This is a genomic window from Anaerobacillus sp. QJM3NY_32 (assembly GCF_056173645.1).
Genome location: NZ_CM149684.1, coordinates 3,770,047 through 3,794,660 on the forward strand (window position 1 = coordinate 3,770,047; position 24,614 = coordinate 3,794,660).

Genomic DNA, 24,614 nt, shown 5'->3' on the forward strand with positions numbered 1-24,614 from the left:
GCTTTGCTATGATTCAGCGACTTGAAAAGGCAAGGAAGTGGATGCTCATTATCTTATTCTTTGCGTTTATCTTTACCGTTTTCTTCTATCTTACAGTTTCAGCAGATATTGAAGTATCTGACGTAGAAAAAAGAGAACTAGCTCAAAACCCTGATCTTTCAATTGAGAATGTTTCGAACGGAGAATACATGAACGATTTTGAATCGTATTTTCTTGATCAGTTTCCCGGTCGAAATATCTGGTTGAAATCATATCTTCAATATCAGCAAATGACGAACAAAACCTATATTTTTGATTACTATGTATCTGACTCGAATTGGATCATCCCAAAACCGAGTTATAGTAAGCCTTCTACCCATATTGATGAGGCAGTTGATAACTTAAATGAATTTGCGACAACGATAAAGGATGAGGGTAAGGAAGTTTATTTTGCTTCTCTTCCTCATAAAGTGAATACCATCGACATCCTGCCGTCTTATATTGAAGAGGGAACAGGAATAGAAAAGAAAGATTACTTTTTCTCAAAATTTAACCAAAAGAGCATCCCAACAGTTGATGTTGGGAAAGAATTTAAAGAAGAATATACTGATGATGAATTGAAAGAGCGCTACTTCAAGACAGACCATCACTGGAACATGTTTGGGGCGTTTGAAGGCTATCAAAAAGTAGCAGACCTTCTCTCTGAGAATTCAACTTACTACACAAACATGAACGAAGACGACAGTGACTATGAATTAAAGTGTTATAACGACAAACAATTTATTGGAAGCTATAATAATCAGCTTTATTTAACGGTTGATGCAACAGGTGAAAAGATCTGTCACATGTTACCTAAAGATAATCTATTTGATAACTATCAAATTACCTGGAACGGCAAAGAGCGTACATTTAAACAGGTCTATGGTACAGACATATTTAGAGATAACGATCCTATCGATTTTGGTGGGCTGTACATGAACAATACAGCTGAAATTACAATCGAGAACCCTGCCGTTCAAGAAGAAAGTCGACTATTGATTTTAAAAGATTCCTACGCAAACCCAATTGCGTTCCACATTGCCCAGCATTTCTCCAATACGACTGTTTATGATATCCGTTATAACGATGATCAGATATTAACAGAGTATATGGCGGATAAGGATTTTGATGTAGTCCTGTTCTTGTATAATGACGCCATGCTTCAAGGCGAATCCTTCCGCTTCTCAACACCAATGGAAGACTAAATCGAACGAAGTTTTAGTTGAGCAAAATAAATGAAACCAGCTCTCAATGAAGAGAGTTGGTTTTTTTGTCTTTGTTTTGAGAACAGCTGTCTTTTGTTGGGGACAGGTACGCACCTGACCCTCCCCTCATACTTCCGCAGTTACCCCATATACAGACTCATGAAAATGGTGTATTTGAGGTTCAAGTCCATTCTCTTTAAAAATCTGCATCATCTTCTCAGAAGAAATTCGCTCATGAAGTGGTGGGCCCATATCCATTTCAATGGCTTCCCATTCAAGTACAAGCAATTTCTGTCCCGCCTTAATAATTCGCTTAAATTCTTGGAATGCTCTCGTAAGATCGGGCACTTCATGAATCACAAACGCCGCAATCGCTTTGTCAGCGACGTGATCTGCCAAATTCATCTGCTCTAGGCTACTGACAACGTACTCGATATGTCCAGCTAGATCTTCTTCTGAAACACGCTTCTGAAGAAGATCTAGCATCTGCTTTTCAATATCAACCGCATAAACCTTTTCAGCTGCTTCCGATAACGGCAATGTAAAATACCCATTACCCGCTCCTAAATCAGCTACATGATCGGTTGCCTTTACACCAAGATGAGCGATAACTTGTTCAGGTGAAATAATTTCCTTTCGTTTCGGATCAAGTAGTCGATCCGCATTACCTGGTTTGAATCGTTTACCAGCCACAACGAGAACCTCCTTAGAATTTCTTTCTAATTCTTCACAACCCTACTGGCAGATATACAATATTTAAACACTAAAGCCCACTCATTAATGAGCGGGCTTTAGTGTCCTCTATAGAAAGACAGCTGTCCTCCGTGGGGGTCAGGTACGCACCTGACCCCTCTTATACCCATCAGGATTTTCCGACTGCCAGCGCCACGTGTCGCGGCACATTTCTTCAATGCCTTTTTCCGCTTTCCAGCCAAGCTCAGCTTCAGCTTTCGCCGGATCTGCATAGCATTCTCCAATATCGCCAGGACGGCGCGGAGCAATGGAGTACTTCACTTCTTTCCCAGTCGCTTCTTCAAAAGCCTTCACCATCTGAAGCACGCTATACCCATTTCCCGTGCCAAGGTTATACGCTTCTACTCCCGTTGTACCTAGGATATGCTCTAACGCTTTCAAATGCCCGTTAGCCAGATCCTCCACATGGATATAATCACGAACGCCTGTACCATCTGCTGTATCGTAGTCATCTCCAAACACGCTAAGCTTTTCGAGTTTTCCAACCGCAACCTGACTAATATACGGCATGAGGTTATTTGGAATCCCGTTAGGATCTTCCCCAATTCTTCCGCTCACATGAGCTCCGATTGGATTGAAATAGCGAAGAAGGGCAATGCTCCAGTTTGAATCAGAAACATGAAGATCACGAAGAATCTGTTCAATCATGAGCTTCGTTTGTCCATACGGATTCGTTGCGCTTAAAGGGGCTTCTTCAGTGATTGGCATAAGATCAGGCATACCATAAACGGTTGCAGATGAGCTAAACACAATGTTTCGAACGTTAAATTTCTCCATCACTTCACAAAGAATGAACGTCCCTGTTAAGTTATTATGGTAATAATGAAGTGGCATGGAAACCGATTCGCCAACAGCTTTCAAGCCTGCAAAATGAATGACTGCTTCAATTTCATTTTCTTCAAACACCATTTCTAAAGAAGATCGATCAAGTAGATCCACTTCATAAATCGGAAAATCTCGCTCAGTTAACTCTTTCACACGATCAAGCGATTCCATTTTACTATTCGAAAAGTTATCCACGACAACAATATCGGAACCTTGATTAAGTAACTGAACACACGTATGACTTCCAATATATCCAGCACCGCCTGTTACTAATATAGCCATTCTTACTCCCCCACTTCTTGTTATGTCACCAAAAAATTCCTTCTCATCATATCACATTCATTCCCATAAATTCAGCGCAAATAATGAAAAAATCGCTCTCTATGAGAGCGATTCTGCTATAGAAGGAAGCAAATCATCTAGACAAGAGTCTGGATTTCTTTCGTTTTCCTTTCTCTTCTGAATCAGCAGCTAAAAGACCTTCCTGCTTCTTCATTCCTTCTTCTTTGAAGCGACGCTTTTCTTCTTTCGACCACGATTTATACTCTTTAATAAAAGCTTCATACTTCGGCATGATATCTTTCATTGCGCCATACTCACGGATCGTGCCATGTTCAAGCCAGATTGCTTTATTACAAAACTTCTTCATCTGGCCGTTTGAATGACTAACAAAGAAAATTGTTTTTCCTCGTTCCTTAAACTCCTCCATTTTGACAAGGCACTTATCGGCAAACGTCTTGTCACCTACAGAAAGGGCCTCATCGACGATCAGAACATCTGGGTCAACGCTAATGGATATTGAAAAACCTAGACGTGATTTCATACCACTGGAATATTTTTTAACAGGCATATCGATAAATTTACCGATATCTGCAAAATCAATAATGTCAGGCTTCATCTTTTCAATAACGTCTTTCTTATATCCCATCATAAGCAGCTTCAATTCGATATTCTCGCGCCCTGTTAGCTCTTTATTTAAGCCAGCAGAAACAGCGATAAGGGAAACATCACCTTTTACGTCAATTTCCCCACTAGTTGGTGGCGTGATATTAGCGACAAGGTTTGAGAACGTTGATTTCCCGGACCCGTTCACTCCGATGATACCAACGACATCACCTTCACCTGCTTCAAATGTTAAATCACGAATGGCATAGAAATCCTCCCCGTAGCCACCAGGGAGAAGAATATCCTTGAGCTTATCAGAGTTCTGCCTGTGCATTTTATATTTTTTCGTAATCCCGTTTAATTTAACTGAATAACTCATAAACGACAGTCCTTATTAAATATAGTCTACGAAATGACTCTTGAACTTCATATGCAGGTAGGAACCAATCATCAGTAAGAGCACAACGACTACCCAGTAGTAAAGGGTATATTGCAGTGTCTGATGAACCCAGCCCATGCCGAGAAGTGCATCTCTGTAGCCTTCCACTATATAGTATAGCGGATTAAGTTTCATCCCAATCTGAATAAATCCAGGAAGATCATCAATTGTCCATAAAATTGGTGTTAAATAAAGAAACATCCGAATAAACGACTGAAGCATTTTGTGCACATCTCGAACGATTGTCGATAGCGTCGACGTAATGAGAGAGATGGCAAAAATGAGAATAATTAAAGCAAACATATAATACGGTAGTTGAAGCAAATGCCAGGATACCCCCTGGCCAGTTAATAACACTGCTGCAAAGTATATACCAAGTAAAATCAAATGTTGATAAAAGACTGACATAATCACATAGCTCGGAATCGTACTCATTGGAAAGTTCATTTTGGATACCATTGATATCCTAGTATAAATCGACTTTGATCCTTGAATAACAGCAGGATTAAAGAAGAACCATACAACAAGACCAGCGGACATCCATAGAACAAATGGGACGCCATCAACCGGGTTCCCGTTTCGTATTCCAAAGCCAAATACAAACCAGTAAATACTCATTTGGAAAAGGGGATTTAGAATCTCCCAAACCATACCAAGATAATTATTGCTATTCGTGCTCTTTACCTGATAAACCGAAAGCCGATTAATTAGGTAGAAGTTGCTAACTTGTTCTTTTAAAACTGCAATCATAGAATTCATGCTTATTTTGCCTCACTAACAAAAATTTGGTCAACAACCTTTTTGGTAGCAGACCCTCCTTCAAGGTAACAATAAGTGTTATAGAAATCGTTATACTTTTCTTCAAATACGCCAAATCCTTCATTTTCAAACGTTTGAATGGCGTGTAAAACTTCTTCAGATGTTGTCACGACAGGACCTGGCGCCTCTTCTTCAAGATCAAAGTAAAAGCCACGCAATTTATCACGATATGAAGCAAGATCATAAGCGAAGAAAATAATTGGTCTCCTCAAATTAGCATAATCGAAAAAGACAGATGAATAATCTGTAATCAACACATCAGAAATTAAATAGAGATCATTGACATCGACACCAAGTGATAAATCAAAAACAAATCCTTCATATGGAGAAAGATCAAACTGCTCTGCAATTAAATAGTGCATCCTTAATACAATAACATATTCCTCGCCGATTTCACGTCTCAATAAATCAAGATCTAATTTCAGCTCATGTTTATATTTCCCCGGTTGATAAAATTCATCATCTCTCCAGGTTGGGGCATAAAGAACCACTTTTTTTTCTGTAGGAATGCTATACTCCACTTTCAATGCATCAATTTTTTCTTGATGATTTTCAAGATGAAGACGATCATTACGTGGATAGCCCGATTCTACCATTTTTTTCTTAAAACCAAATGCTCTCTCAAAAATCTCAGATGAGTACCGATTCGGCGAGATTAAGTAATCCCACTTCGCTGCTTCCTTATAGAAATTATCTTTATAGGAAAGCGTGTTTGTTCCAGGCATGTACACTTCTTCCATATCACCTGCAAGCTTCTTAAGCGGCGTTCCATGCCAAGTTTGTACATAGACAGTGTGAGAAGGCTTAGGAATCCAAAGCGACATCCGACTATTAGTCACCCAATAACGAGCACGAGCCATGAGATAAAACCATCTTAGCGAAAAACGCTTTACAGTAGGTATACCCCTTTTACGGAAAGACTCAGCATGAGATTCTTCAACACTCCAAATCATGTCTAAATCATAGTCGTGCTCTAACAGATATTCGTAGATCGCCCTTGGATTACAGCTGTACTGCTTTCCAGAAAAGCTCTCAAAAATAACAAGGCGCTTGTTTGCTGGAAAACGGCCCAACGCCACAAAAAGAAGTCGACTAAACGCCTTCATTAACGGATATATTTTCAACATTCTCAATAGCTTTTTCATGAAATGGACACCATACTCCCGACTAGTAGTAGATTACCTCTATTCGAAATGCGCTGTCGCTTTGAAAAAACAGGATAGTGCCATATCGCCTTCACCAGCGGCAGTACCCTGTTTCTCTAAAGTCTATCTACATTTCAGCTTTCTCGGGCTCAAATACCCTATTAATTACTTTTCTAGAAGCGTGCCCATCATCAAGATGACAATATTTATCATAGAATGCATCAAAATTGCTTTGATAGGTAGCTTCTATTTTATCGATATGCTCAATCGCATCTATGACACCGTCCGACGTTTTAAGAAGCGGACCTGGTGCTTCATTCTCAAAATCCATATAGAATCCGCGAAGAGAATCGCGATATTTTTCAATGTCATAAGTGAAAAATAAAATGGGACGACGTAAATTTGCGAAATCAAAGAATACGGATGAATAATCAGTAATCAGAATATCTGATAATAAATAAAGCTCCGCAATATCTCCGTAGTCAGATAAATTGTATACAAAATCGCTCATTCCAGTCGTATCAATATGCTCTGCAATTAAATAATGCATGCGTAGACCAATCACATATTCGTCACCAAGACGTTCCTGCATTTCGCTAAGGTTCAGCTTTAAATCAAACTTATACTTCCCCTTACCGTGAAACTCGTCATCCCGCCACGTTGGGGCATAAAGAATGACTTTTTTATCAGCAGGAATACCAAGTTTAGCCTTTATTTCCTGCTGACGTCTAGCTTTTTCTTCATCCTCAAGATAGAGGATATCGTTTCTCGGATAGCCCACATCAAGAACTTCTTTCCCGAACTTAAAGGCTCTTCTGAAAATAGAAGTCGAATAATCATTTGGCGAAACGAGATAGTCCCATTTTTGTGCTTCATTGTAAAAGTTCCGCTTATATTTTTCTGTTGTCGTGCCAGGCATACGTACTTCTTTCATATCAGCTGCCAGTTTTTTGAGCGGTGTACCATGCCATGTTTGTAAATAAACTGTCTCAGGACGTTTAATCGCAAAGTTTGGCATTCTGGCATTCGATACCCAGTACTTGGCAGTCGCAAGATGGTAATAGTAAGCGGGGCTTAAGCGTCTCACCTGCTTAGGATTCCCCGGTATATCCTTTTTCTTTTTATCATAAACCCATAAATAATCATACTTATGATCGCTTTTTAACAGTTCTTCATAAATGTAGCGAGGGCTATCTGAATACCCCTTACCACCGAAGCTCTCAAGAAGTACTTTTTTCGGTTTCATTGGCATTTTCACAAGAACCGTTCGGTAAAGCTGACGCATGAGTAAGTGTTTCTTCCTCAATGATCTACGCCACTGCCTTAAGCGTACTCGAAACATCATTGACTTCAGAACGGCTTCTTTTTTCCCCTTTTGTAGAAGACGATGCTCTCTTCGTTCGATGATATTCCGTCTCTTAATCCTTCCAGGTGCTACTAAAGAGAGACTGTTCTTTAAAGCAGTGAAATGATCAAACAAAACGTTAGAGTTCTTCACGGCTTTATTAGTTATGCTCTTTGAATAATAATTTAACAAGAGAAGGTCCAAATAGCGACTAATGCTTTTCGTATCAGCGTACGACATCTTCATTTTATGATAGACATAAAATAAATCAGGCAACTTCTCCTCTACAGAATGGAGCATGAGAGTTGGGTGGTCGATCGGATCATAGCATTCTCCTTTTAAATAAGTGGGAACGCCTGTAATCATCGGAATCTCCTCTGTATTTACTATTGCTGGAATGGAGAAGGTAAGGTCCGTGTAAAAGGTAGCTTGTTCATCAAAACGAAGCTCATGAACATCCACAAAGTCTTTGCGTAGCAACAAGTTAGTAGCACTCCTACGACGAAGTGCTTTGATTTTTCTTCCACCACTTAATCTACGCAAATAGTAGGAATCTTCCCCGATTTCCATTGGAATAGCAATTTTTCCAGCTTTGAAAATAGAACCACCAATGAAGTGATCTTCTCCTATGTTGTTTAGGAGAAGGTCTAGTGTGTATGGCGCCAGGTAATCGTCACCGTCAACAAAATAGATAAACTCGCTTGAAGCGTACTCGATCCCCATGTTGCGCGCTTTTGAGACACCAACATTTTTATCTAGATGATAGCAAGTCATTCTCGAATCGCTGTAACGCTCAATAATCCCCTTACTATTATCAGTTGATGCATCGTTAATCAGAATGATTTCTATATCCTGAAAAGTCTGCTGTAATAGGGAATCAAGGCATTTTTCGATATAGTCTTCTTTATTATAAACGGTTACTATTACACTAATTTGTCCCATAACAATTCCTAGCACCTCAACTATTTATTCTTTCTTTCTACAATTGCTTATCCGTTAGATACAAGTAGCTCTTTCTTGATTTTCGATGTCGAAATTCCCGCTGTGCGAGGAAGATAAATGACTTCACAATGATCTTTCAAGAAATCAAATTTCCCTTCCCAATCATCACCCATCACAAAGATGTCTACATCGTGATTTTTTACGTCATCTACTTTTTGCTCCCAGTGTTCTTCTGGAATCACTTCATCAACATAGCGAATTGCTTCTAATATCATTTTGCGATTTTCATAGCTATGATATGCTTTTTTATTTTTAATTTCATTAAATTCATCTGTTGAAATAGCTACAATAAGATAATCACCAAGATCTTTCGCTCTCTTCAATATATTAATGTGGCCCCAATGCAATAAATCAAATGTACCGTAAGTCAAAACCTTCTTCATTTCGACCCCTCCAGTTAGTAGTGTTTAATAATTTTTACGAGACGTGAATTAACATACAATTTACAATCTTTAATAACACTTAACATCACGCGAGTTCATTATGATTTATAATGGATTTATATTGAATATTAGCTTTTATCAAATGAACGTGATGTAATGAAGACCCGTAGGCCTGTCTTTAATACAAGCATGGCAAGGAAAAAGGATATATAGTAAAGTAGCAGATCTACTCCTGTTAGTTGTTCAACAATGATGATAACAACGACAGCTACAAAGAAACCAGGTAGACCGAGCAGAACAGCTACAATATCAAAGAATAATGATCCATCTCGAATCGAATTAACAGGATCTTGAGTGGTTGATTGTGACATCGTCAGCTTCGTTAATTGATAAGCAATCGGAACGAGTAATGCCATAATAATCGCAACAAACGTCGCATAAACAAGAACCATTTCGAGAATACTAACATCTAGCATTCCAGCTTGTCTTAATACCGTTAAAACCATCGATAAAAAGACAGGTAGAGCAGCTGCTTGGATAATAATATCAATATAATAACCTTTCGACGACGTTTGCTTCGTAATGCGAGCAACTTCACCATCTACACAATCAAGTAGATAACCGAGATTGTAGAAGAGCGCCGCAAGTATAATGGATAGTGGTGTAGCGATCACAAGTGATAAGCCTGAAATGAGAATGAAGAATACACTCATCCAGCTTATCGTATTTGGTTTTATACGCATCTTACAAAAAAGAATTGTAAGGTAAATCGAAATTCGACGCAGTACGTACCATGACCACAGGTCTTCTTTGTAACTTAATGTTTGAGACTGCTTACGATATGCAAGGATCGTCTCATTATCAAGAAATGTGGTCGGTAGTAATTCTTGCCCATTTTTCATGACCGGTCTTCACCTTCCAGTATTGTTTGCTAAAGTATCCGCCTACTAGTCCAAGTCCTCTCGTAAAGTGAAGCAAAAAGAACTGCATCACAGTTGGGAAATAAGCGCGGAAACCATGTTTTTTAATAACTCCTAGCGAAGAAATGCCGATCATCATCATATAAATAGTAACGAGCGTGATTAAGCTGATTAGAAACCCATTGTTAAATAGCGCTCCAATTCCAAGACCTGTTCCAGTTAGAAATGCTATTAACGGAGCAAGCTGTCGGAATCTCATCACACCTCGAGTACTTCTCGATGCAATAATACCCCATTTTCCATCTGCATAGGATTTCTGAACAAATGCTTTCAGACTATCTCTTGCGTAGTAAGTGGAAGCAATTTCGCTTGATAAATAAAACTTGCCACCCTGATTCCGTACTCTCGCATGAAATTCAATATCTTCACTTCTTCTTAAGTTTTCGTTGAATAATCCGGCTTTCTGGAACACTTCACGTTTGTAAGCGCCATAGGGCACGGTATCTACTCGCCCTTCCCATTTGCTAGAGCTCTTTGTGATGCGGAACATAGAGTTCCCAACGCCCATAGGATGTGAGTAAACATAAGCATTAATCGTTCCCCAGAACCCTTTTCCTTCTGTTCGAATGACTCCACCAACGCAGTCCATATCTGGCTGACGCTGAGTTAAGTCGTAATAACTCGTAAGGAAATTAGTTGGAATCATAGTATGACCATCTACTCGAAGAATGTATTGCCCCTTCGCGTTTTGAATGGCAAGATTCCATCCTGTCGGCAACGTCTCTTTCGGATTTTCAAACAACCGTATTCTTCCCGGGTTCTTACTACTAACATCTTCTATAATATCCTTCGTTCGATCGGACGACATTCCATCTACTACTAGAATTTCATATGAATCTTGAGGAAACTCCTGTTGCAAGACACCTTCCAGCAACTTTCGTATATACCTCTCTTCATTCTTCACGACGAGAAGCACGGAAAAGAACAATTCTTTCATTTCTTTTCATCCCTTCACAACTTCGCCTTATCTCTCTTTTAATCTAAGAGACTTACATAAACCTTTTCAATCTAATATTTAAGTATACATGATACAGGTTAAAGAATCATTGTAAAAATAAGGGAAAAGTAATTTATTTTCTTTCAATTGTGTGAACAATCATTGGCCATTGCTGTCGTTTTCTAAGAATAAACAAAGACTTATCGCAGAAAAGCGAGTTTGAAATGAGCAGTATTTTAATATTTCATAATGCATTTACGTCTTAATTAACATACTGACATCCTTCGTCACTCTCATTAAGATTGTGGCCCTACAATCACTTGCAATAAATGGATGCTTAGTTAGAATCACGTACTTTAGTGACCTATGCAATCTAAATCCGGCACATACTTTTTGATTGCTATGGGAATAGGAGATTCTATCGTTGAAAAAAATGATCCATTTTATGCTTAAACAGACTTATACATAGTTAACCTACATTACCCTTTTAGATGTAATTAAAAACAATGAAGAAATGAGAAGTAAAGGTCAATAAAAGCAAACAAGACCCAATAAATACAAAGGAAAGCGTTATTTCGTTATGCTTTATCATAACATTACCCAAATGAGAAGGATACCGACTATCGCTGTCGAAAAATCTGTTATGGAGGCTAACGATAATGAAGAATGGCTTCTTATTTGGAAAGCTACGTTAGCTTAAATTGTTGATTCTTGATTTTAGGCTAATTCGAGTGAAGTCTTCCTATCGTCATGTCTTTTCATTATGAAAATGCAGGAAAATAGTCATGATATATGTTAATATTAGTAAGCACTTATTGGGATTTTGAAAACAATTAGTTACTGGGAGGATTCAACATGAGAGTTAGAAAGGCGATTATACCTGCCGCTGGTCTTGGAACAAGGTTCTTACCAGCAACTAAGGCACAGCCAAAAGAAATGCTACCAATCGTGGACAAGCCAACGATTCAATATATTGTAGAAGAGGCTGTCGCTGCTGGAATTGAAGACATTATCATCGTTAGCGGTCGCGGAAAGCGTGCTATTGAAGATCATTTCGATAAATCATATGAGCTCGAAGAAACGCTTATCAAGAAGCAAAAAGACAAGATGTTAAAAGAAGTACAACAAATTTCTAATCTCGCTAACATTCACTACATTCGTCAAAAAGAACCTAAAGGACTTGGGCATGCCATTAATTGTGCTAGCCGCTTTATCGGCAATGAACCTTTCGCTGTTCTCCTTGGTGATGACATTGTAAAATCAGACCAACCATGTATCGGCCAGCTAATGGATAGCTACAATCGTTACCGCACTTCAATCGTAGGTGTTCAACAAGTGGCTGACGATGCTGTTTCTAAATACGGAATCATCTCTCCTAAGGGAGAACAAATTGACAACGGCATTATTCCAATTAAGTCACTCGTTGAGAAACCATCCCTTGAAGAGGCACCTTCTAATTATGCCATTCTTGGACGTTATATCTTAACTCCTGAAATCTTCTCCATTCTTGAGAACCTACCTAAAGGTGCAGGCGGAGAAATTCAGCTTACAGATGCGATTAAGGTGCTAAATGAGCAGCAAGCAGTCTTTGCTCATGAGTTCGAAGGTCAGCGTTATGACGTTGGTGATAAATTTGGATTCATAAAAGCAACAGTTGATTTTGCCCTTAATCGTCCAGATCTCCAAAAAGATGTGATGAACTATTTAAAACAAGTTGTGGATCAAGAACTCACAACAAAGAAATAAATAAGTAAGTAAGACAAAAACCGCACTCCTCCCATAATAGAGGAATGCGGTTTTTATTATTTGATTTTCTCTAGCTGTTTCTCTGCAAATTCACCACCAATCGGTAGCTTATACATCTGTCCCTGATAAGCTTTTACCATTAAGACAATCCAAACAATTAAGCTTAGCGGTGGCAATATAAGAAGAGAGACAAGCGATCCTATAATTGGAATCACATTCATAACAAGACTTGCGACAAATAATGTTCCGAACACAACGATCGACTGCATGGCATGAAAACGCACAAACTTGTTTTCCTTTTCAATCAACAAGAAAATAATACCTGTCACGAACCCCAGCACATAGGTCAACAGTCCTGCGACATTTTCCTCCATACCACTCGATGTTTTGCGAGGGGTTTGGCCCATTTTTTCAGGGTTATTCCCTGTTTCCACTGCGATACCTCCCTTATTTTGTAAATTCTGAATATTGTTTAAATTAATTTTATCAAAAGAAGGAATTGGAGGGTAGTATACGAAAGTATACTACTTAGACAAAAATCGAGTACTTTTTCAGTGGAGTGTGATAAGGATGAACCTTCCAGATAACCCCAATCAAGAACAAATTCAGTCGAAGGCTTTTCCGTTTAATATTACGAGAGAAAAAGAGTTAGCCGTATTTTCTCGTTTGCTAGATCAAAACGGTAGCAGCATTCTATCCGTATATGGACAGCCCGGGACAGGAAAAAGTGAGCTAATGACGCATTATCAAAAGGAAGCGTCAGACAGAGATATTGTTTTCTACCTTGTAAACGCACAGTATTCAAAGGCTGAACCATCCGCTTTTCTCCAATTACTATTGGAGCAAATGGGAGCATCTAACCTATACATTTCGCCTCTTGAGGCAATTAATATGCATATTCAACATCTTGAACAACAAGGAATTCGTTTCGTCATAGCCATTGACTCCTATGAACGCTTTGAGAAATTAGATGAATGGTTTAGACAATCTTTCCTTCCATCTCTTCCCTCTTCAAGCATTCTTATTTTTTGCGGACGTAAAAAGCTCAGGGAATCCTGGAGGGCATCGATCTGGTATCCGTTCATTACTTCCATTGAATTAAAAGGTTTCAGCATCGGACAGTATGATTCTGCCTTTCGCACTCTTAAACCAGAGCTCACTAAGTTAGCCTGGCAATTTTCAATTGGTAATCCCTATGCATTATCGCTTTGCGTTCAGAAACTAAACGAGACGCAGGAATGGAATGAAAAGGATGAGCAGAAAATTTATAGAACCGTCGTCCAAGAATGGCTAAGTGAACTTGAAGATGATCGCCTCCTTCCCTACATAGAAGTGGCGTCGATTGGTCACTACATTCAACAGGAAAAGCTTGAAGTAATGCTGGATCAAACGATCTCGCGAAAAGATTTTGAAGCACTCGTATCCCTTTCCTTTTTTGAGGAAACAGAGTCAGGGTGGCAGCTTAACACTCTTTTTCAACGGGCAATGAGAGACGACCTGCGTAGAAGAAAACCCACGTATTATCATCAATTATGGAAACGCGCCCTGCTCTATTGTCGATCCTTTTTTAAGCATGACCGTGTCATGGATTCCACCGAAATTAGCGAATTCTTCTACTTGCTTGGTGAACCAATGATGCGTGCTTCTTTATTTGATCATGACACGCTCTCTACTTATAGCATGACATCTGCTAGCTCAGACGATTGGGACGTGGTCCTACCTTATTTGAAGAGTCCTCCCACGATGAATGAAGCGTTGTTTGATGATGATCAAAGTACCAAGGGTTTTCAGCAACATGTTCCAAAGAGCCGTGATAAGCAATCAGCCTATATAACGAAGGAAATGATTGAGTCTGTAGGGATTCAGCATGTGAAACTGCTACGTCACCGTGGTGGAAAAGTCATTGGAATCGCGTTTCTTATTCCAATCCAGTCCAGCACGCTTAAGAAGCTACAGCAAAGCCCTGTTACAAGAAGTTATTTTAAGAGGCTGTCTTCTGCAGAAGAAAAAAGTATTTTGTCTCAGGATAAGCCGGCAGGGTGGGTCATTCGATACCTCGGTGTTAAAAATGTGAGTCAAATGGAAGATCGCCAGGCACTTTTGTATCATCTTCTGCCTCTTGTTCTAACAGAAGGAATTCTCGTTGCATCGACACCGCTTCCTTTTTATCAAGATTTATTAGAGCAGTTCCGTTTCAGCGAAGTACACGAGGCAATGCATTTTGACTATGGTCCAGACCGACCTTCCAGGACTTATGAACTTGATTTAAGAAACGCTCGTCTTTCCCAGTACCTTGAAACATTCGCCCAGGCGCTCGGCGTAAATCTAACCGAAACACCACACCATCCATTTCAGTTTACTCCGCGTGAAGAAGAAGTTGTTACACTCGTCATCCAAGGATACTCAAATGCTAATCTTGCTGCTGAACTCTCCTTAAGCGAAGTGACTATCAAAAAGCATTTAAGTCGAATTTATGAGAAAACTGGTGTAAAGAACCGCACGCAGCTAACGCGTATTATGCTTGAGAGGAAATAATGGAAGAGCGGGGGTCAGGTGCGGACCTGACCCCCGCTCCTTTAAAGAGGTGAAGCGCTAAATGAATGAAACGAAAATTTATCTTGTACGTCATGCTCATTCTTCTTATACACCTGATGAATACGGACGAGGATTATCACCGAAGGGCAACAGGGATGAAAAGAGCCTTACACATCTAATGAAAGAAAAACAAATTGATGTTGTGCTTTCTAGCCCTTATAATCGAGCGATTCATACAGTTGAAGCCATCGCAAAACATCACTCGATAGACATTCAAGTTATAGAAGCATTTAAAGAGCGAACACTTGCTGGACAACCTGTTGATGATTTTCAATCCGCGATCGACGCTGTTTGGCAAGATGAAACGTTTAGCTACCCTGGTGGTGAATCCAACGAACTCGCTCGTAGCCGAGGAGTGAGCGCCCTACAAAACGTACTAAAAACATACAAAGGAAAAAGCGTAGTGATTGGTACTCATGGGAATTTAATGGTTCTCATGATGAGTCATTTCGATGATCAGTACGATAGACACTTTTGGGAAAATCTCGATATGCCTGATGTCTATTGCCTCACCTTTCAAGGAGAAGAGTTAATGAAGGTGGAGCGTATTTGGGAAAGAACAGCATAAAAAATGACGGCCCTTATGCGCCGTCATTTTTTATGCTGTTCAAGTGTGTGGTTTACTTTCTTGTGAAAAGCTTGAATCCTCGATATGTCTCAATTTAAAGAACCTTACTCTAAAATCCCCTCTTTCTTTAACTTCTCCTCTACGCTAGCGAGAATGTTTCGATTCCCTTCATTTTCAGGACCTTTACCATGAAAATCTTCACTACAGTGTGACTCTGTTAAATAAAAAGCATTATAAAGGAGGCGGCGATCTTCTATAGTGATTCCGCTATTTGGGAACAAATACGTACAGCTTGTATCAATTTCAGTACGTTTGTCTTTTTGATCCACGTAATAAAATTCATCCGTTACTGCCCCGTATTTCATATCTTCCGTTGAAGTTAAATACGTACCGTCTTCGCTATAGGGAATAACTGTAAATCCTTTTTCTTGTTTTAATTTCGGAGCGCCTTCCACGTTGTAAATCACGATCAATTTCCCCTCAAACCCCTCAGGAACTAAATGAACGGTATCTGTTTTTTCATGATGAACGGTTGTAGCCTTAGACGAACATGAAGCGGCCATCAACATTATCAAAACCACGATGAGTAATCTGATCCCATACATACGCTTCTCCCCCTGACCGTTTGTACCTTTATCTTTTTCGACGGTGGTGGTTGCACTTCCTTCACATGGAAAAATTCCTAACAACAAACTGACCGGGTTATGACGATGCACTATGTCAATCGAGTTATTCTTCTCATAAAAAAAAGCCCGCCTTCTATGGAAAGCGGGCTTCATCCGTTAGTTAAACGGCAATATCTTTTTCAACAGCATTTGAATCATTGAACTTATCGTGGTTCAACTTGCCAAGAATTCGTGATGTGAGTGTACCTGAGGTCATCGCACCATTCACATTTAACGCCGTCCGCCCCATATCAATGAGTGGCTCAACAGAAATGAGAAGACCGGCTAAGTAAACGGGTAGGTTCATAGAAGAAAGAACGATTAACGCAGCAAATGTCGCTCCGCCTCCCACTCCAGCCACACCAAACGAACTAATGCCAACGATTAAGACAAGTTGGATTAAAAAGCCAGGACTGAGCGGATCAATACCTACCGTTGGCGCAATCATAACTGCGAGCATCGCTGGATAAATTCCCGCGCAACCATTTTGGCCAATCGTTGCACCAAAGGATGCAGACATGTTCGCTGTTCCTTCATCAACACCAAGGCTATTTTTCTGAGCGGAAATATTCAAAGGAATTGTCCCTGCACTTGAACGAGAAGTGAAGGCAAACGTAAGAACAGGTAATACCTTCTTCAAATATGTTAGTGGATTTAATCCACCTGTCGCAACCAAAATCAAATGAATGATAAACATCACAAGCAGTGCTAAATAGGATGCAAGAACGAATTTCCCGAGTTCGAGAATACCGCCTACGTTCGTTTGAGCGACGGTAGTTGCCATCAAGCCCATAATCCCGAATGGAGTTAACCGAAGAACTAGTGTGACGATTCTCATAACGATCGCATAGACAGCATTCACACCTTTCGTAAAGATGGCTGCTTGCTCTGGATTTTTACGACGTACACCTAGTGCCGCGATTCCAACAATAGCTGAGAATATAACAACGGCAATCGTTGAGGTCGGGCGAGCTCCTGTCATATCTTCAAACGGATTTGCAGGGATAAACGCAAGAATTTTATCTGGCGTACTCATATCTTTCACACTACCAAGCGTTTCTTCTAGATAGCTTCCACGATCCTGTTCCGCTTGCCCTGCTTCAATTTGCTCTGCATTTAAATCAAAGACGAGCGAGCTACCTACACCAACAATCGCTGCAACCATTGCGGTTGATACAAGAATTCCAATAATCCAGCCTGACATTTTGCCAAGCTCTGAAGTCTTCTCAAGGTTCGTAATCGATTGAATGATCGAAACCATGACAAGGGGTATAACAATCATCATTAGAAGGCGTACATATCCGCTCCCTACAATGCTATACCAATCTGATGTTTGACTCACAATCTCTGAGCTAGCTCCGAAGACAGCTTGCAAGTAAACACCTAACACAACCCCAAATCCTAAACCAGCAAACACACGCTTACTAAAAGACACATGTTTCTGTTGCATCTTAATTAAAACACCAATAAGAACAAGTAAAATGGCAATATTCACAATGACTAAAAATGTATCCACGCTATTTCCCCCTTTTATTTTCTCTATAAAACCAAAACTTTATAATCCATATAAGTTTAGTCGGCATTAATCTAAAATACTACCAATTTGTGGCACTGTCAAGCGCTGGTGCCTGTCACTCCCCGCTATTTGTCGAATGGAGGAAAAGGCTTAGGAAATCTCCATCTTAAGTATGAGTTGAAAACCGAACTGGTGACTGGTTTATTTGATAAGCATACGGCGTAGACTGTAATTAACAAGGAAAGAGAGAAACAAGGAGGTGCTGGACATGGAGAACATTTACGTTCTTGAACAGGAAATTATTAATAGGCGCTAACCAACACATTCGTTGAATCGGAGGGGAACATTTCAATGATCTTATTACTCATCAAGAACTATTTTCAACCAGGTGCTGATCAACAATGTCAATGGAAGGAACATCGCAATCGCCATCTTGATCTACTCGCAAAATCCATCTATCATATTTAGCCCCCTAGAAGTTGAACAGTAACTTCCAGGGGACTTTTTTTCTCACTAGATATGCCTAATCAACTTAACGTAACTTGTAATGCTTCTAATCCAAGAATTGCTTCCACTACATCATTTTTCGTCACATGACCTGAAGGGAAATGAATGGACTCCCCATCTCTCGTAGCGTATTCTGCGATAACTTGACCTATGCTCTCCACATTTGTTGGTTCAATGCCAATTGACTCTAACGAGAGGGGCAAACCTATTTCTTTATAATAGGCAAATAAACCTCTCACCTCTTCCCACTCACCTTCTAGTACAAGTTGCACAAGTATGCCATAAGCTACTTTCTCACCGTGAAGAAACGAATGAGCTTCAGATAAGTGTGTTAAACCGTTATGAATGGAGTGTGCCGCTGCAATCCGACCATAGCGATCGCCAAGACCTCCTACCATTCCTCCTGATAAAAGATTTGTTTCAATCACCCGGATAAACGCATCACTCAAACGACCATTCTGTTGATCCCTAACCGCTTTTTCTCCGTCTGCTACAAGGACATCACGGCAGCTTCTTGCTACTTCATACGCTAGTTTTATGGGAATTGGCGTTGAAGGCAGTTCCTCAATGAGTGCTCTCGCTTCATACCATTTGGCCAGCGTATCACCAATACCTGCTTTCAAATAAGCGATTGGTGACTGCACAAGAATTTCAGGCTCTACAAGAACAAGATATGTACTTCTTGGAAAAATAGTATACTCAATAAACTCTCCCTCGTCTGAATACTTCACACTAAGTGGCGTCGTTGCGGCACAAGTAGACGCGAGCGTTGGCACAAGAGCCACATCTTTGTTTACTTCATTACCAACCGCTTTCGCTACATCCAGAACCTTTCCACCACCTACACCGAGTATCAAATCGGCACCGTGAATATTGGCTAATTCAGACTGTCTTTTAATTTCCGTTTCTGAACATTCACCACTGTACGTAGAATAAGCTACATGAAAGGCAGATAGATCTGGAAAATAACCCTGAGCTGCTCCCCAAGATTGATGTCCAGAAATCACAAACACTTTTTGAAACTGCCCATCCTTAAGCAATCGTGGTAATTCTTGAAGGATACCTGATCGACATTCATAATGTCCTGGCGTTGCTCTTACCTGAATTGATTCCATCTTTTCTTCCTCCTAAATCTGATGAACAAACTGATCATGAAGTTCATTTATTGAAGACACACCTGCTAATGACAATGAAATACAAAGATCTTCTTTTAACTTAATCCTTCTTCAAACGAGCGGAGAGAACATTCCCAAACGATTGGAGTCCCTGAACAAGGACAATAAGGAGAAATACCGTAACGTACATCACATCGACTTCATATCGCAAATGACCGTATCGATAAGCGAGATCACCAAGCCCACCTGCTCCAACGAGCCCAGCCATTGCCGTTGCCCCAATCAGTCCAATTGTCGCAATCGTTAATCCAAGAACGATCGATGAACGAGACTCCCTTACAAGAACATGCCAGATAATGTGTCTGGTTTTTACCCCCATTGCTTCATAGGCTTCTACTACTCCACGATCGACCTCAAGAAGAGCGGACTCCATCAACCTTGCGATATACGGCGCCGTAAAGACAACGAGCGGCACAATCACACCTTTTACTCCAATTGTTGTACCTGCAATCATTTTTGTAAAAGGTAAAATGAAAAACAGTAAAATGATAAATGGAATCGACCTGATCACGTTTATAGCCGCATTTAATATGCGGAAAAGAACTTTATTTTCTAATGCTTTTTCAGGTCTAGTTAAAACAAGTAGCACACCAAGCGGGAGCCCAATCAACACTGAAATCAGTAGTGAGATCCCAACCATTTGAAATGTTTCAATAATCGCGTTCCAAATGTCTGCACCCCAAAGATCAATAAACTCCGATACCTTAGCTGACATGAGCTTCCACCTCCTGAACATAGCCTTCTACTACGACGCCACTTTCCTCTAAAAACGCAACGGCCCGAGCCGTCTCTTCCGCTTCCCCATCTAAATGAACGACTAGCCTACCAAAAGGCTGATCCTTCAGTTGTGTAATGTTCCCTGCTAAAATGGACGGATACACGTCGAACTTCTTACTAACAAGCGCAAGAGCGGGACTACCTGATTTCTCCCCAATAAATGAAAGATTCACGATCTGACCACGCTCTTTCAATCGAGACACAAGCGACTCTGGAAGCTCATCCTGGAATAACGACTGAACAAATCGTTTGGCCGTCGTTGTAGCAGGCTTACTAAAGATATCGATCACTCGCCCCTGTTCAATCACCTTCCCGTTCTCCATCACAGCCACTTCATGACATATTTTCTGGACAACGTGCATTTCATGCGTAATGAGTAAAATCGTGATTCCAAAATCACGATTGATTTGTTCCAATAAAGATAGGATTGATTCTGTCGTATCTGGGTCAAGGGCACTCGTTGCCTCATCGCACAGTAGCACTTCAGGTTCATGAGCAAGCGCACGGGCAATCGCCACACGCTGCTTCTGACCACCTGATAGCTGGGAAGGATAAGCATCCCGCTTATCCGATAACCCAACGATACCTAAATATTTATCAACTCGCGCTTCAATCTCTTTTTTACGAAGACCCGTAAGCTTCAGCGGAATAGCAATGTTTTGATACACAGTGCCTGTTTTCAATAAATTAAAAGACTGAAAAATCATCCCGATGCGCTGTCTTGTTTTTTGAAGCTTTCCAGTAGACAAAGAAGTGAGCTCAATGTCATTGATAAATACCTTTCCATCTGTCGGTCGCTCCAGAAGATTCACCATTCGGACAAGCGTGCTCTTTCCAGCACCACTATAACCGATGACGCCATAGATGCTTCCTTTCTCAACTTCTATGGAAACATCATCAACCGCCTTCGTAATCGTCTCACCGCTTTTATACGTTTTCGTTATATTTTCTAATCGAATCATCGTGCTCACTCCTCTTTCGAATTACCAGGATGCAACAACAGAACCGTTAAATTCGTCCTGGATAAATTGCTTCACTTCATCTGATTGATAGTAGTTCACTAGCTTTTGAATACGTTCATCATCTTTGTTCTCTGTTTGTGTTGCAATCACGTTCACCCACGGGGAATCTTCGGGTTCCATTTCAAGAGAATCTTCTTTCGGTACGCGTCCACTTTCCATTGCAAAGTTCGTATTAATTGCTGCAATCGCAAGCTCACCAAGCTGTCTTGGAATTTGTGAAGCTTCTAATGGAACAAATTCGAGATTATAAGGGTTCTTCTCAATATCTTTGATCGTTGCTTTAACACCAACGCCATCTTTCAACTCAATAATGCCAGCTTGCTCAAACAACATTAGCGCTCTAGGTTCACCTGTTGAATGGTTAGGCAAGCCAACTTTGTCGCCTTCTTGCAATTCATCAAGACTCTTATATTTGTCAGAATAAATTCCCATTGGGAAAGTAATCGTAGTTGCTACCTTGGAAAGCTCGAGTCCTCTTTCTTTTACATAATCATTCAAATAAGGTTCATGCTGAAATACGTTCGCATCCAATTCCCCTTCATCAAGGGCTGTATTTGGCATCACATAATCATTAAACGCAATCACTTCAATTTCAAACCCGTCTTCCGCTGCGATTTCCTTCACCTTGTTCATCACATCTTCATGCGGACCAGCCGTTACCCCTACCTTCAGTGGGCCATCTTCTGAATCTCCAGAAGCCTCATTTCCAGAACAACCTGCCAAAAAGACTAAAATAAGTGCACCTAATAAATACAATGATTTCTTCATTTCTCAATCTCCTTTAAAGTTCATATAGTAATGTAAAGCGTTTTAGCGCTAAAATATAAAAGCGCAAAAGTGCTTCGATCTGCTAAAATCCCCTCCCAATAAAAAAACTCCCTCTGTAAAGTACAGAGAGAGTTGTATCATTTCATCATTATCAGCAGCGCTGAACTCTCTCTCATCTTTCAAACGATTGCTCGTCTGCTGGAATTAGCACCTTTCTCACGAACTGAGATGGTTGCTGGGCGTCACAGGGCCAGTCCCTCTGCCACTCTTGATAAGAGTTTTCAATATTATTTAACTATTTTCAATAGTATAGTATCTTTCTCGAAGGGCGTCAAGGGAAGATCTCAAAAAGTGCCTGTCACCGCCCGCTATTTGTCGAAAGATTTCTTATTGTCTTCCTTCTAGGTAATTGTCGAACCAGTTTCCTAGATGCTTAAGTCGTTCCACTCGTAGTTCTGGATGACCGCTTCTTGATAAATTATGATCAGAATCTGGGAATCTTACAAACATCGTTTCCTTCCCACGATGCTTTAAAGCCACATATAACTGTTCTCCTTGCTCTATAGGGCACCTGTAATCATTTTCGCTATGAAGAATTAAAAGTGGGGTTTCGATTTGGTCCACATACTTAAGCGGTGAATGATGCCATAGCTTAGCAGGGTTTTCATCTAAATCACTTCCAACTTCCCACTTTGTGAAAAAGTATCCGATGTCACTAACGCCATAGAAACTCTGCCAATTCGAAATGGAGCGCTGGGTAACCGCTGCTTTGAATCGATCGGTTTTCCCAACAATCCAGTTCGTCATAAAGCCACCGTAGCTTCCTCCCGTCACGAAAAGTTGAGCTTCATCAATAAAGGAATACTTGTTCAAAGCGGCATCAACACCCGCCATCAAATCCTCATAATCACCCCCACCATAATCTCCTCGGCAACCATTCACAAACTCTTGTCCATATCCCTGACTACCACGTGGATTCGTATAAAGGACAACATATCCTTTTGCTGCAAGAAGCTGAAATTCGTGCATAAATGAATTACCATACATCATATGTGGTCCACCGTGAATTTCAAGAATAAGGGGATGTTCCTGATCTTCCTTAAAATCCTTTGGCTTCATGAGCCAGCCCTGAATCTCCAAACCGTCTTTCCCAGCGTATGTAAACATTTCTGGTGTCGAGAGATCCAGGCATTCGAGAACGTCAGCATTTGATTGAGACAAACACAGTTCATTTACCCGATCTCCATGAAACGAAAGCGTATAAATATCGCCAATGTTAAGTGGATCGCTAATTGCAACAGCCGCTTCATTCGCGCCTGGCAAGTAGTGAAATGCATAATGGTGCCTGTCACCACCCGCTATTTGTCGAACCGTGCAATCTTCTCCGACGAAATAAACACCAGTGTTTCCTTCTTTACTAGCAAGGAAATAGAGTCCATCTCCATTTTGGCTCCACATCGCACCAGGAGAAGCGCCTCCCCAGTGCATATCTGAAATCAATACATCCGAACACTCTAAATCAACCTCCTCTGTTAAACAAGTAAACTCTTTCTTCGCTATGTCAACAGTCCAGATTTTATTCAACGTAGCTCCTTCATGCTCAAAGTTATGCCCAATGAATGAGAGCTTCTTCCCATCTGGTGACCAGTTCGGTGTGCTAAAGCTCCCACCCTCACGATTTAACTGATCAGGCTCTGATCCTTCATTCAGACCCTGAATAAAGATGTCGGCTCGCATGTAGGACCCCTGTTCTTCATATCGATCTCTCACATATACAATGGATTGTCCATCCGGTGACCAGTTAGGGCTAGAATGATTAAATGGTGCATCTGTTAGCCATTCTATTCTCTTTTCACCTGAGGTTACCTCGATCAAGACAACTTGCATATGGTGATTGTCAAGCAAACCACTGCTGTCTGCTTTATAGCGTAAGTCAGTCACAACGAGAGGCTTACGTCCTTCTTCTTTCTCTTTTGTATCCTTACTTAAAACAAGTAGCGAAGAACCATCGGGTTTCCAAACAGGAGCGGAAACACCACTTTTAAAATCAGATAGTTGTCGCGCTTCGCCACCATCAGTTGAGATAAGCCATATTTGATTTTCTCCTGATCGATTCGAAACGAAAGCAATCGTCTTCCCATCAGGCGACCAGCGCGGAGAGTGATCTTTTTTCTCCCCAGAAGCATATGTCCAATCATGCTCAATTTCAGTATCGCGATTTACTATGACTAAATTTGAAGTATATTCTTTGTTCTCATTTATTACTTTCTTTACATAAACAACGTAGCTCCCATCCGGTGAAAGTTGGGGATCACCAACAAAAGTAAAATCATAAAGGCTTTCTTCCAATTTCTTTTGTTTCTTGGCACTTCCAATTTCTATTTCCATCATCCACACTCCCTTTCTACATCTTCTCTACTTCCATTGAATAGGAAAAAACTCCTGCAGAGGGAACAAATCTCCTTCTAAATCCATCTCTAATTTTGATTCTAACCATCTCTTCTAGAATAAAGATCACTTCATCCAGTTTGTTTAAAAG

The 24,614-nt window shown here is 40.4% G+C and carries 20 protein-coding genes, 1 pseudogene and 1 riboswitch; of the genes and pseudogenes, 4 read left to right on the top strand and 17 right to left on the bottom strand.

All coding sequences use genetic code 11. The features are described 5' to 3' along the window. Nucleotides 1-8: 8 nt before the first annotated feature. On the top strand, nt 9-1,223 hold the full coding sequence (locus AC0VYH_RS19490) for a DHHW family protein (protein ID WP_475365918.1): 1,215 nt from the start codon (nt 9-11) through the stop codon (nt 1,221-1,223). 126 nt (nt 1,224-1,349) lie between these two features. Here AC0VYH_RS19490 and AC0VYH_RS19495 read toward each other — a convergent pair whose 3' ends face one another. From AC0VYH_RS19495 to AC0VYH_RS19535, 9 genes and pseudogenes are all read right to left on the bottom strand, one after another. Next, nucleotides 1,350-1,916 (bottom strand): class I SAM-dependent methyltransferase, encoded by a 567-nt coding sequence (locus AC0VYH_RS19495; RefSeq protein WP_475365919.1) that lies wholly within the window; start codon nt 1,914-1,916, stop codon nt 1,350-1,352. Between the two features lie 138 nt (nt 1,917-2,054). After that, nucleotides 2,055-3,083, bottom strand: a complete 1,029-nt coding sequence (gene galE / locus AC0VYH_RS19500) for a UDP-glucose 4-epimerase GalE (protein ID WP_430243381.1) — start codon at nt 3,081-3,083, stop codon at nt 2,055-2,057. A 196-nt stretch (nt 3,084-3,279) separates the two neighbouring features. Next, a pseudogene (gene tagH, locus AC0VYH_RS19505) lies at nt 3,280-4,065 on the bottom strand (teichoic acids export ABC transporter ATP-binding subunit TagH); the annotation flags it as partial. A gap of 15 nt (nt 4,066-4,080) precedes the next feature. Beyond that, nucleotides 4,081-4,884 carry an ABC transporter permease gene (locus AC0VYH_RS19510; protein ID WP_226615391.1) on the bottom strand — a complete coding sequence of 268 codons (804 nt, stop codon included), beginning with the start codon at nt 4,882-4,884 and terminating at the stop codon, nt 4,081-4,083. A gap of 2 nt (nt 4,885-4,886) precedes the next feature. Then, nucleotides 4,887-6,089, bottom strand: a complete 1,203-nt coding sequence (locus AC0VYH_RS19515) for a CDP-glycerol glycerophosphotransferase family protein (protein WP_475365920.1) — start codon at nt 6,087-6,089, stop codon at nt 4,887-4,889. 127 nt (nt 6,090-6,216) lie between these two features. After that, nucleotides 6,217-8,376, bottom strand: coding sequence for a bifunctional glycosyltransferase/CDP-glycerol:glycerophosphate glycerophosphotransferase (locus AC0VYH_RS19520; RefSeq protein WP_475365921.1), 2,160 nt, complete (start codon nt 8,374-8,376; stop codon nt 6,217-6,219). A 47-nt stretch (nt 8,377-8,423) separates the two neighbouring features. Further along, a complete protein-coding gene (tagD, locus tag AC0VYH_RS19525; protein ID WP_194218652.1) occupies nt 8,424-8,819 on the bottom strand; it encodes a glycerol-3-phosphate cytidylyltransferase in 396 nt (131 codons plus the stop codon). 128 nt (nt 8,820-8,947) lie between these two features. After that, complete coding sequence (locus tag AC0VYH_RS19530) at nt 8,948-9,721, bottom strand: CDP-alcohol phosphatidyltransferase family protein (protein ID WP_475365922.1); 774 nt, start codon at nt 9,719-9,721, stop codon at nt 8,948-8,950. Then, nucleotides 9,681-10,736 (bottom strand): glycosyltransferase family 2 protein, encoded by a 1,056-nt coding sequence (locus tag AC0VYH_RS19535; RefSeq protein WP_430243374.1) that lies wholly within the window; start codon nt 10,734-10,736, stop codon nt 9,681-9,683. The genes AC0VYH_RS19530 and AC0VYH_RS19535 overlap by 41 nt, the downstream gene beginning before the upstream one ends. Before the next feature lie 855 nt (nt 10,737-11,591). On the opposite strand from AC0VYH_RS19535, the gene galU reads away from it, so the two are divergent. Further along, nucleotides 11,592-12,482: a UTP--glucose-1-phosphate uridylyltransferase GalU gene (galU, locus tag AC0VYH_RS19540; RefSeq protein WP_303534280.1), complete on the top strand. Its 891-nt coding sequence runs from the start codon at nt 11,592-11,594 to the stop codon at nt 12,480-12,482. Nucleotides 12,483-12,538: 56 nt separating this feature from the next. Here galU and AC0VYH_RS19545 read toward each other — a convergent pair whose 3' ends face one another. Further along, nucleotides 12,539-12,916: a DUF4870 domain-containing protein gene (locus tag AC0VYH_RS19545; RefSeq protein ID WP_430243373.1), complete on the bottom strand. Its 378-nt coding sequence runs from the start codon at nt 12,914-12,916 to the stop codon at nt 12,539-12,541. Between the two features lie 136 nt (nt 12,917-13,052). Here AC0VYH_RS19545 and AC0VYH_RS19550 point away from each other — a divergent pair, with 136 nt between their 5' ends. Together AC0VYH_RS19550 and AC0VYH_RS19555 are read left to right on the top strand one after the other, a co-directional pair. After that, nucleotides 13,053-15,017, top strand: coding sequence for a LuxR C-terminal-related transcriptional regulator (locus AC0VYH_RS19550; protein ID WP_475368015.1), 1,965 nt, complete (start codon nt 13,053-13,055; stop codon nt 15,015-15,017). Between the two features lie 61 nt (nt 15,018-15,078). Then, nucleotides 15,079-15,645: a histidine phosphatase family protein gene (locus AC0VYH_RS19555; RefSeq protein ID WP_475368016.1), complete on the top strand. Its 567-nt coding sequence runs from the start codon at nt 15,079-15,081 to the stop codon at nt 15,643-15,645. Nucleotides 15,646-15,749: 104 nt separating this feature from the next. On the opposite strand, the gene AC0VYH_RS19560 is transcribed toward AC0VYH_RS19555, so the two are convergent. From AC0VYH_RS19560 to AC0VYH_RS19590, 7 genes are all read right to left on the bottom strand, one after another. Next, a complete protein-coding gene (locus AC0VYH_RS19560) occupies nt 15,750-16,250 on the bottom strand; it encodes a DUF6843 domain-containing protein (RefSeq protein WP_475368017.1) in 501 nt (166 codons plus the stop codon). 181 nt (nt 16,251-16,431) lie between these two features. After that, on the bottom strand, nt 16,432-17,826 hold the full coding sequence (locus AC0VYH_RS19565) for an L-cystine transporter (RefSeq protein ID WP_475372963.1): 1,395 nt from the start codon (nt 17,824-17,826) through the stop codon (nt 16,432-16,434). Between the two features lie 527 nt (nt 17,827-18,353). Further along, entirely contained in the window at nt 18,354-19,448 is a 1,095-nt protein-coding gene (locus tag AC0VYH_RS19570; protein WP_475368019.1) for an iron-containing alcohol dehydrogenase family protein, read from the bottom strand. A gap of 100 nt (nt 19,449-19,548) precedes the next feature. After that, a complete protein-coding gene (locus AC0VYH_RS19575; protein ID WP_194218643.1) occupies nt 19,549-20,223 on the bottom strand; it encodes a methionine ABC transporter permease in 675 nt (224 codons plus the stop codon). Next, nucleotides 20,213-21,247, bottom strand: coding sequence for a methionine ABC transporter ATP-binding protein (locus tag AC0VYH_RS19580; protein ID WP_194218642.1), 1,035 nt, complete (start codon nt 21,245-21,247; stop codon nt 20,213-20,215). The genes AC0VYH_RS19575 and AC0VYH_RS19580 overlap by 11 nt, the downstream gene beginning before the upstream one ends. 21 nt (nt 21,248-21,268) lie before the next feature. Further along, on the bottom strand, nt 21,269-22,075 hold the full coding sequence (locus tag AC0VYH_RS19585; protein WP_475365927.1) for a MetQ/NlpA family ABC transporter substrate-binding protein: 807 nt from the start codon (nt 22,073-22,075) through the stop codon (nt 21,269-21,271). Between the two features lie 169 nt (nt 22,076-22,244). Beyond that, a riboswitch (SAM riboswitch) is annotated at nt 22,245-22,353 on the bottom strand. 109 nt (nt 22,354-22,462) lie between these two features. Next, on the bottom strand, nt 22,463-24,463 hold the full coding sequence (locus AC0VYH_RS19590) for an alpha/beta hydrolase family protein (protein ID WP_475365928.1): 2,001 nt from the start codon (nt 24,461-24,463) through the stop codon (nt 22,463-22,465). Nucleotides 24,464-24,614 lie beyond the last annotated feature (151 nt).